The following is an 8824-nucleotide window of genomic DNA, read 5'->3' on the forward strand; positions in this document are numbered from 1 at the left end:
TGGCCATCGTCCGACTGCTCTCCGCCGCCCAGGGCGACGGGCCCGTCAAGGTCTCGATCGACTACTACCACCGAAACACCTGACGCCCGAAGCCCGGTCAGCACCGACGGTCGGCCGACTCGTGCGAAGACTGGCGCTCTTCGGGGCCGTCACCGCAACCACGCTCACCGGAGGCGTGAGGGTATCGACATCAAATGCCACCCGAACTCAGCTACTTAGTACTGCAACGGTGCTTGCCGTGACGGTTGTCGGGTTCGCTCGTCTGGCGGGCCGTTTCGGCCTTTCTGGGCGATGATGGGCAGGCGGGCGGCCTGGCTGATGCGCCGGGTGGGCACCGGGTTCCACCGCTCCGGAATTGGTCGAGTGCTCGTCGGGATGGGGCGTTGTGGCTGGTCAGCCGGGGTCGGGCAGGGCCCACAGGCGTTCGAACGCGCCGGTGCCCGGTCGGGCTCAGGCGAGGATCAATTGCCACTGCTGGTTGGCAGCACTGGTGCCGGTTTCCTGCTCAAGGCCGGCGAGGTCGGCCGTCGAGGAACCGACGACGCCGACCAGCTTCTGGCTTCGGACGCTCACCAGGTTGACGTATCCGTCGCCGGCGTCCTTCAGCGTCCACTGCTGGTTGGTCGCCCCGGTCGGGGTCCACTGGATGATCGCGGCGCCGTCCGACGTCGAGCCGCCGAACACGTCCATCGCCAGGCCGGAGGCTCCGTTGACGAGCGTGAAGACGCCCGTCCCGGCGGGTTTCAGCGTCCACGACTGGTTGGACCCGCCGTCGGGCGAGTACTGGATCAGCCCTGTCCCGGCGGCGCCCGAGGCCGCGGGGTCGTCGATGGCCTTGCCGCTGCCGCGGTTGACCAGGACGAAGCTGTCGAATGTCGCCGACTGTCCGGGCGGGAGGGTCACTTGCCTGCTCCACGCGCCCGATGTCACCGTGATGGTGGCACTGGCCGGGCCGATGTTGTGCAGGGTGAACGAGGTCACCTGCCCCGCACTCCAGGCGAGGTCGACGGTGAATCCACCGCGGACGCCGACACCGCTGACACTGCCGGAAGCCGACCAGGCCGACGGCAGCGCCGGGAGCAGCTGGAGCAGGCCGGGCCTGCAGTAGACCAGCATCTCGATCACGGCGGCGGGCAGGCCCATGTTGGCGTCGATCTGGAAGGTCTGCCCGCCGTAGATGTCGAAGAAGTTTCCCGCGGTCCCGGTCGAGCCGTTCACCGAGGGAGTGAGGCCGTTGACGAAGCACTGGTAGGCATTCGCCGGGTTCTTCAGCCGCGACCAGCAGATCGAGCGCCAGGCGACACCCCAGCCGAAGCTGGTCATGCCGCGCGCGGTCAGCAGGTTTGTGATATCGGTGAGCAGCTCCGCGGGGCTCTGGTCGGCGGTGATCCGGTCCCCCGGGAACAGCCCGGCCAGCGGTGACAGGTGGCGGTGGGTGGTGTCGGAGGTGTCCAGGTCCTGCGGTGTCATCCACTCCTCCAGCCACCCGGTCAGACTGCTGACCTGCGGCAGGTAGAGCCGGCTCCGCAGCCCTTCGATGGTCGCGGCATAGGCCGCGTCCTGGCCGAGGGTGGCGGCCGCGGCCTGGTAGTTCCGGAACAGTTGCCAGACCAGCTCCTGCGCATAGGTGATGCCGGTCGCGTTCGTCGGGCCGTGTTCGGGTGACCAGTCCGCGTCGTCGACCAGCACGGTGTGGCTCACTCCGGCCGCGTCCGTGTAGCTGGTGGTGATCAGCCGCGCCTCCCAGAACTGGCACGCGCCCTTGAGCAGCGGGTAGATCTTCGCGAGGTACGCGGAGTCCTGCGAGTACTCGTAGTGGGCGTACAGCTCGTTGCACAGCCAGGCGTTGCCCGCCGGGTGCCACCACCAGCCGAGGCCGCCGTAGATGTTGGCGGAGATCGCGACGGTCCAACCCGCGGTCAGGCTCGAGGAGTTGCGGAACCCGTTGGCGGAGGAGTTGAACAGTGCCCGGGTGTGCTCCTCCCACTGCGGTAACTGGCTGACGCAGTAGTCGGCGAAGGCCTGGTAGCAGGACGGCAGACCGGCCCGGTCCGGGAGCCAGTAGACCATCTGGACGTTGATGTCGGTGTGGTAGTCGCTCATCCAGTCGGGCGAGTTGTCCAGCTGCCACGGTCCCTGGAGGTTGATCGGCAGGCTGGTGCGGGAGCCGCTGATCATCAGGTACCGGCCGAACTGCACGTAGGCGGCGTGCAGTTCCGGGTCCGGTGCCGCGCCGGAGGCGTACGCTGCGGTCAGTCGCCGGTCGGTCGGCAGAGCTCGCTGCGCGGCGGTCGAGCGGCCGAGGTCGAGCGTCATCGCCTGCTGCAGCGGCTGGTAGTCGGCCAGGTGGTTTCCGAGCAGTGCGGACGCGCCGAGGCCGACGGCTCGGGACGCCTGGTTCGCGGCCACCTTCGCCGGCGCGATGGTCGGGTCCATGAACCCCGCGGCTGTCGGGGAGTAGTCCGTGCCGCCGCTGATGACGAGCAGGACGTCGGTGCAGTCGGTGAAGGTCACCGCCGTCCCCGACGCGCTGACCGCGCCACCGGTGCCGGTCGCCTGGACCAGTGCCGCGTAGGCCAGGCCGTTGGCGAGCGTGCCGGTGAACGACGCCGTGGCCGATCCGGAGTTCACGGTGGTGCGTTCGGCGTGGGTTCCGTTCAGACTGAGGGTACCGGTGTAGCTGCCGCCGCCGCTCTGGCTCAGGTGGATGACGATCACGTCATCCGGATGGCTCGCCCAGACGTCACGGCGGTAGCCGACACCGCCGACCTGGTAGGACACCGATGCAAGGCCGTTGCTCAGGTCCAGCTGCCGGCGGTAGCCGCTGACGGCGGAGCCCGAGTGGGCGGGAACGCTCAAATACGCCTTGGCGAGCAGCTGCTGTGTGCCGAAGTCGGTGGCCGCGTAGGGGAACTGCCCGCCGGAGTCGAGGGATGCGTTGGCCGTGCCCTCCCAGAAGGTCACGTCGGTCACGTGGTAGGCCTCGTACCCGGGGTCGCCGGTGAGCAGGGCTCCGATCCGACCGTTGCCGACCGGCAGGCCCGTCGCCATCAGCGCGGACTCGGTGCCCGGCGAGGTGTACCAGAGCACTGTCGCCTGGTCGGCCGGCACCGGACCCGCCGCCCTCGCGGTGGACGGGGTTGCCGCTGCGGCACGCGGGGTGAACGTCGGCAGTGCCGGCACCGCCAGCAGCGCCCCGAGGGCGGCCGCGCCGCGCAGCAGTGATCTGCGCGAGGGATGGGCTTCCGACATCAGAGCCTCCAACAAGAGATAGGGCAGGCGGCCACGGCCCACGGGTGTGTGTCCAGGGCCGAGTTGACGGAGAGACATGTTCAAACGTGGTTAAACATGGAGGCAAAATGAGCAACAGTCAACAGTTCTAAACAGAATCGCGCGCATTGCTGCCCGGGGCCCGGAGCCGGCTGCGTGGCCGTGGCGCCAGACTCTCGTGGTCACCATCGCGATCAGTACGAGTCGCAGAAGCACGACGTAGCCGGCGGAATGAACGCGGTCGGGGATGTGGCCGGTGACCCGCCTCGCCACAGCGATGGTGGGCAGCGATCCGATGAGCAGTGCGGCGCCGGCACTCGCCTACCCGCCGACTGCAGAACGTGGTCTTCCGGGCCGTGTGCCGCCTTGAGCGTGGCCCGACCGCCCGGCCTTGACGTGCCTCGGGCCCCACCCTGCACGCTCGGCCAACACGCCCGGCCGGCCAGTGACCCTTGAACCAGGATCACCCATCCCAAGGAGGTGCCACCATGGCGCAGCGTCCGAGCAGGGGCCGGGTCTACCGTCGGTGTGGATGCGTGGACGGAAACAAGAAGCAGCTCGGTCCGTGGTGCCCTCGGTTGATCACGGATCCCAAGCATGGCGAATGGACGTACTGTGTCGACCTCGCCCGCGAGGAGGGCTGGCGCCATATCCGCCGGCGCGGTGGCTTCGCCACGCGTGCCGACGCGGCCCGCGAGGTGGCGGACGTGCTGGACGGCGAGCTGCGCGGCGTGTATTCACCTCGCGGGGCTTCGCGCCTGGGTGCCTTGGGGCTGCTTGGAGCGCGGCTACTCCGGGGAGACGGTCTTGGCCCGTGGTGGGAGGCGGAGAGTGAAGCGGGCGCCGCCGTGCGGGCTGGTGTCGACATCGAGGGTGCCGCCGTGGGCGTGGGCGACCCAGGAGGCGATGGACAGTCCGAGGCCGGTGGAGCCGGAGCCGCTGTGGAAGCGTTGGAAGAGCGAGCCGGCCAGGGCCGGGGGTATTCCGGGGCCGGCGTCGTCGACGGTCACGGTTGCGTCGGCGGCGACGGTGAGGTGGATTTCCGCGGGCCGGCCCGGGGCGTGGCCGTGGAGGAGCGCGTTGCCGAGGAGGTTGGCCACCGCCCGCCGGATCAGGTCGGGATCGGCGTCCACGACGACCGGTTCAGTGTGTACGGTCACACGGTGCTCACCGGTCTCGGTGTCGTCGACGACCACCTCGACGAGCTGGTCGAGGCGCAGTGGCTGGCGGGCCAGGGAGCCGACACCGGCCATCAGCCGGGCCCGGGTGAGCAGGCCGTCGATCAGATCGCCCATCCGGGTCGCCAGGCGCACGGTCCGTTCCAGCGCGGCGGCGCGGTGGGCGTCGTCGCGCAGCGCGGTCTCCGCGAGGCTGCGCAGCGAGGCGGTGGGGGTGCGCAGGTCGTGGGCGGCGTCGGCGAGGAACTCCTCCTGTTGCTGCAATGCCGTCAGGGCCGGCCGGATCGCCCGTCCGGAGAGCAGGTGCCCGGCCACGGCGGACAGGGCTACCAGGACCGCGCAGCCTGTCACCAGCAGCAGTGCCAGTTTGCGGTGCTCGGCCTGGCCGCTGGTGGTGTCGCCGACTGCGACCACTACACCGGCCGTCGATTGGCCGCCTGCTCCTGTGTAGGGCTGGGCGAGCAGCCAGATCTGGTGGCCGTTCTCGCTGCGCGCCTCGACCTCGGTGGCCGATCCGTCCCGCATCGCTGTGGCGGCGACCGCTTCGAGGTCTTCGGTGCTGGCTCGTACGCAGGGTTGGTGCGGGGTGTAGGCGATGGTGGGCTGGTCGGCCGTACCGGTCACGACTGTCACCGGCGGGCACGAGGTCTCCACGGCGTCCAGCAGACTCTGCGCGTCGAGTCGGCCGTTGTCGTCGAAGCTCACATACGGGACCGCCTGGCGGGCCTGGAGGTTGAGCGTGTCGTCGAGCTCGCTGCGCCAGGAGTTATCGTCGGTGCGGATGGCGAACGCCGCCAGGGCGATCAGTCCGACCGCGCTGGTCAGGGCGAACAGTGCCGTGAGCCGCCAGCGCAGCCGCCGGATCCGCGCCGCGGCCGTCATCGCCGGCCGCCGTCGCCCACGCGGGCGCAGGCGCCGGGCTGCGGCGCTCATCGCCGGCCGCTGTCGCCGGCGGTGGGTGGTGCCAGCCGGTAGCCGACCCCGCGGACCGTGTGGATCAACGGCGGATCGCCGAGCTTGCGGCGCAGCTGGGAGACCAGGACCTCGACGACGTTGGAGTTCGGCTCGGCCATCTCGTCCCAGCACTTCTCTATGAGGTCGGCGCGGGGGACGGCCTGGTCCGCCCGGGTCGCGAGCAGTTCCAGCACGGCGAACTCCTTGCGGGTCAGGACGAGCAGCACGCCGCTGCGGTGCACCTGGCGGCGGGCGGTGTCGATCTCCAGGTCGGCGAAGCGCTGCACGGGGGGCCGGAGGGTCGTCGCCCGTCGGCACAGGCTGTGCACCCGGGCCGCCAGCTCGGGCACCGCGAACGGTTTGACCAGGTAGTCGTCGCCGCCGACGGCGAACCCCGCGACCCGGTCGGCGACCGTGTCGCGGGCGGCGAGGAACAGCACCGGGACGGTGTGCCCGGCGCGGCGCAGTCCGTGAACGAAGTCGACGGCGTCCCCGGAGGGCAGCATCCGATCGAACACCGCGCAGTCGTACTCGGTGACGAACAGCGCCTCATCGGCGGCCGGCAGATCAGCGACCTCGTCGACGGCCAGCCCCTCGCCTCGCAGTGCCGCGGCCACCGCGAACCGCAGGTCAGCGTCGTCCTCGACCACCAGTACTCGCACAGCGGTCAGGATAGCCCGGTCCGCCGTCCGGCCTCGCGGCCGGCCTCATCAAATCCTCAGCCTTCCTCAGGAATCCTCCAGTGACGTGACGGCGGAATCGAACAGGAGGAGCCCGGACAGTGCGGCGGTTGCTCCGAGAGACACGTGAGCGCGGCGGTGTGCGGCACCGTGAGACACCCCCGGGCCTGGGCCCCCAGCGCGCCCCGGGGACTGGCCGGGTCCGGTTGACATCCTCGCTCCGGCTGCGGTGGGCCGCGGGGGTGCTGGCACTGCTGACCGTCGCGGGCGCGGCGTCGGACGTGGGCGGCCTGGACCAGCGGGGAGCGATCCAGCAGGTCCGCAGGGCGGTCAACGCCGTGGGCCTCTCACAGGCGTCCGACGCCATGGGTTTGAAGCACTGGTGCAAGGAGACCCGGGAACGCCGCGGGCACCGGGGCGGCCACGTGTTCGGCTCCGGCCGGTGTTCGCGGGCTCGGACCGGAGACGGGCCGCCCCCGAACGGCCACCGGAGTAGCCGTCGCGGGCGGGGAGCCCACATTTGCTCGCTCTCGACCGGGCGCCGGAGGTGGTGTGGCACGCGCCGTTCACCCACGGCCGCAGGAGCCGGACCGGCACGGCCGCCACGTATGACCCGGCCGCCCGCAAGCACCCGTTCGACCCCGTACGGCCGGCCGCCGCCCGGGCGCTCGCCTCGATGACGGGCCTCACGGCCTTCCAGCAACCGGAGCAGAAGGAACCGCGCAAGGCCGCCTCCCCGCTCGACGCCACTGGCCCGCACGCCCGCGCCTTGCGCGCCGCGAAACAGCTCTGACCAAAACCGACGGAGTAACCCCTTGAAGCATCCGACCATCAAGCGCGGCAGCCTGATCCTGGCCCTGGCCGTACTCGGCGCGACGACACTCGCAGGCTGCCACGACGCGACACAGGACGCGCCCGCGCAGCCCACCGCCGCCGCGGCACCGACGGCCGACCCCGCCGAGCAGAGCGCCCTGCAAGCCTTCTACCAGCAGAAGCCGACCTGGACACGATGCGGCGAGCTGCAGTGCGCCACGCTGACCGTCCCCATGGACTACGCACACCCCGAGAACGGCCAGACCTTCATCCTGCCGCTGGCCAAGAAGGCCGCCGCGGACCCCGCCCAGCGCATCGGATCCCTGGTCTTCAACCCCGGCGGCCCGGGCGAATCCGGTGCCGGCGAGCTGAAGGACGGCGCGCTCTCGTCCTTCAGCGAACGCACCCGCGCCCGCTTCGACATCGTCAGCTTCGACCCACGCGGCGTGGCTGGCAGCAAACCGGCCATCGACTGCGGCCCCTCCGACGCCACCGACCAGGACCAGCCCGCCTCCGACGACACGTCAACGAGCACGTACCCGACGACCGACGCCGAACGCAGTGCCGCGCTCGCGGACGCCGCCCGGCGGGTCGCCGCCTGCAAGGCCCACAGCGGGGCGATCCTGCCGCACGTCGGGACGCTGGACGCCGCCCGCGACATGGACGTGCTACGCGCCGCCCTCGGCGACGAGAAACTCAGCTACCTCGGCTGGTCCTACGGCACCTACCTCGGCACCGCCTACGGCGAACTGTTCCCGCACCGGGTGCGCGCGCTCGTCCTCGACGGAGCGGTGGACCCCTCACTCACCTGGTCCGAACTGGCACTCCAACAGGGCAAAGCCTTCCAGAAGTCGGTGGACGACTACGCCCAGCAGTGCGCCGCCGTCGTGCACGACGCCTGCCCCGCCACCACCCCGGACGGCATCCGCAAAATGATCACCGACCTGTACGCACGGACGTCGAAACACCCACTGCGCATCAAGGGCACCACCGAACGGCTCAACGAGGACCTGCTGCTCACCGCCGTCACCAAGTCGATGTACTCGCCCGAAACCCAGTGGCAGGACCTGTCCGAGGCGCTCCGCGCCGCGCACAACGGCGACGGAACGAAACTCGCCGAACTCGCCAGCCCCGGCATATCCACCCAGGACAACAACTCCGACAACAGCCCCGGCGCCGGATCCGACCCGAGCGCCACCGCCGAGCAGGCCCCCGACAACTCCTCCGTCGCCATCACCGCCGTCAACTGCCTCGACCACCCGCACCCCAGCGACCCGCAGCCCTACTGGGACCTGACGGAGCGCGCGAACAAGGAGGCCGGAGCCATCGGCGCCTCCACCGTCCTCGCCGAACTCACCTGCAAGGACTGGCCCGCCGGACAACAACAGCCGCACCGCGTCCACGCCGACGGCCTGCCCCCGGTCCTGGTCGTCGGCACCACGGGTGACCCGGCCACGCCCTACTCGTGGTCGCAGGGCCTCGCCACCCAACTGCCCGGAGGCATGCTGCTCACCTACAAGGGCCTGGGCCACACCGCCTACGGCCGCAGCAACGCCTGCGTCACCGACGCCGTGGACGCCTACCTCACCGACCTCAAACCGGTTCCGAGCGGAACGACCTGCTGAGCCGAATCAGACCAACACATTCCCGCACGCCGGATAGCACACGTCGCCTACATCGAGAACGGTCAACCCGTCCGCACCCCGTCCCCGGCCGGACCGGACCCGCGACGCAGACCCAGACCGTCCACCACCCCCGGGTCGTCCACGACAGCGCCTCACTGCGGCCGTCGACTCCAGGGCGCCGACCAGCCTGACAGTGTCAATCCCCTGTAACAGGGCTCGGTCATGATTCTCGACCTATTCGGCCAAGTAGCTGACTGACCATGGCCGTTGGGGTGATGGTCAGTCCATGGACCTACAGGCCATG

The 8824-nt window shown here is 70.4% G+C and carries 5 protein-coding genes; 2 read left to right on the top strand and 3 right to left on the bottom strand.

The features are described from left to right. Positions 1–450: 450 nt before the first annotated feature. The 3 genes from ABZW30_RS45805 to ABZW30_RS45815 all read right to left on the bottom strand — a co-directional run bounded on the left by ABZW30_RS45805 (position 451) and on the right by ABZW30_RS45815 (position 6064). Positions 451–3252: a glycoside hydrolase N-terminal domain-containing protein gene (locus ABZW30_RS45805; RefSeq protein ID WP_355677279.1), complete on the bottom strand. Its 2802-nt coding sequence runs from the start codon at positions 3250–3252 to the stop codon at positions 451–453. Between the two features lie 806 nt (positions 3253–4058). Next, a complete protein-coding gene (locus ABZW30_RS45810; protein WP_355677280.1) occupies positions 4059–5330 on the bottom strand; it encodes a HAMP domain-containing sensor histidine kinase in 1272 nt (423 codons plus the stop codon). 47 nt (positions 5331–5377) lie between these two features. Next, positions 5378–6064 carry a response regulator transcription factor gene (locus ABZW30_RS45815; protein WP_355677281.1) on the bottom strand — a complete coding sequence of 229 codons (687 nt, stop codon included), beginning with the start codon at positions 6062–6064 and terminating at the stop codon, positions 5378–5380. Between the two features lie 538 nt (positions 6065–6602). On the opposite strand from ABZW30_RS45815, the gene ABZW30_RS45820 reads away from it, so the two are divergent. Together ABZW30_RS45820 and ABZW30_RS45825 are read left to right on the top strand one after the other, a co-directional pair. Next, positions 6603–6875 (top strand): hypothetical protein, encoded by a 273-nt coding sequence (locus ABZW30_RS45820; RefSeq protein WP_355677282.1) that lies wholly within the window; start codon positions 6603–6605, stop codon positions 6873–6875. Between the two features lie 22 nt (positions 6876–6897). After that, entirely contained in the window at positions 6898–8520 is a 1623-nt protein-coding gene (locus ABZW30_RS45825; RefSeq protein ID WP_355677283.1) for an alpha/beta hydrolase, read from the top strand. Positions 8521–8824: the final 304 nt, after the last annotated feature.

Origin of the sequence: Kitasatospora sp. NPDC004669 (genome assembly GCF_040609455.1) — a bacterium.
GTDB lineage: Bacteria > Actinomycetota > Actinomycetes > Streptomycetales > Streptomycetaceae > Kitasatospora.

Coding starts and splice junctions, on each gene's coding strand:
- ABZW30_RS45805 (WP_355677279.1), bottom strand. CDS start 3,252: ATGTCGGAAGCCCATCCCTCGCGCAGATCACTGCTGCGCGGCGCGGCC.
- ABZW30_RS45810 (WP_355677280.1), bottom strand. CDS start 5,330: ATGACGGCCGCGGCGCGGATCCGGCGGCTGCGCTGGCGGCTCACGGCA.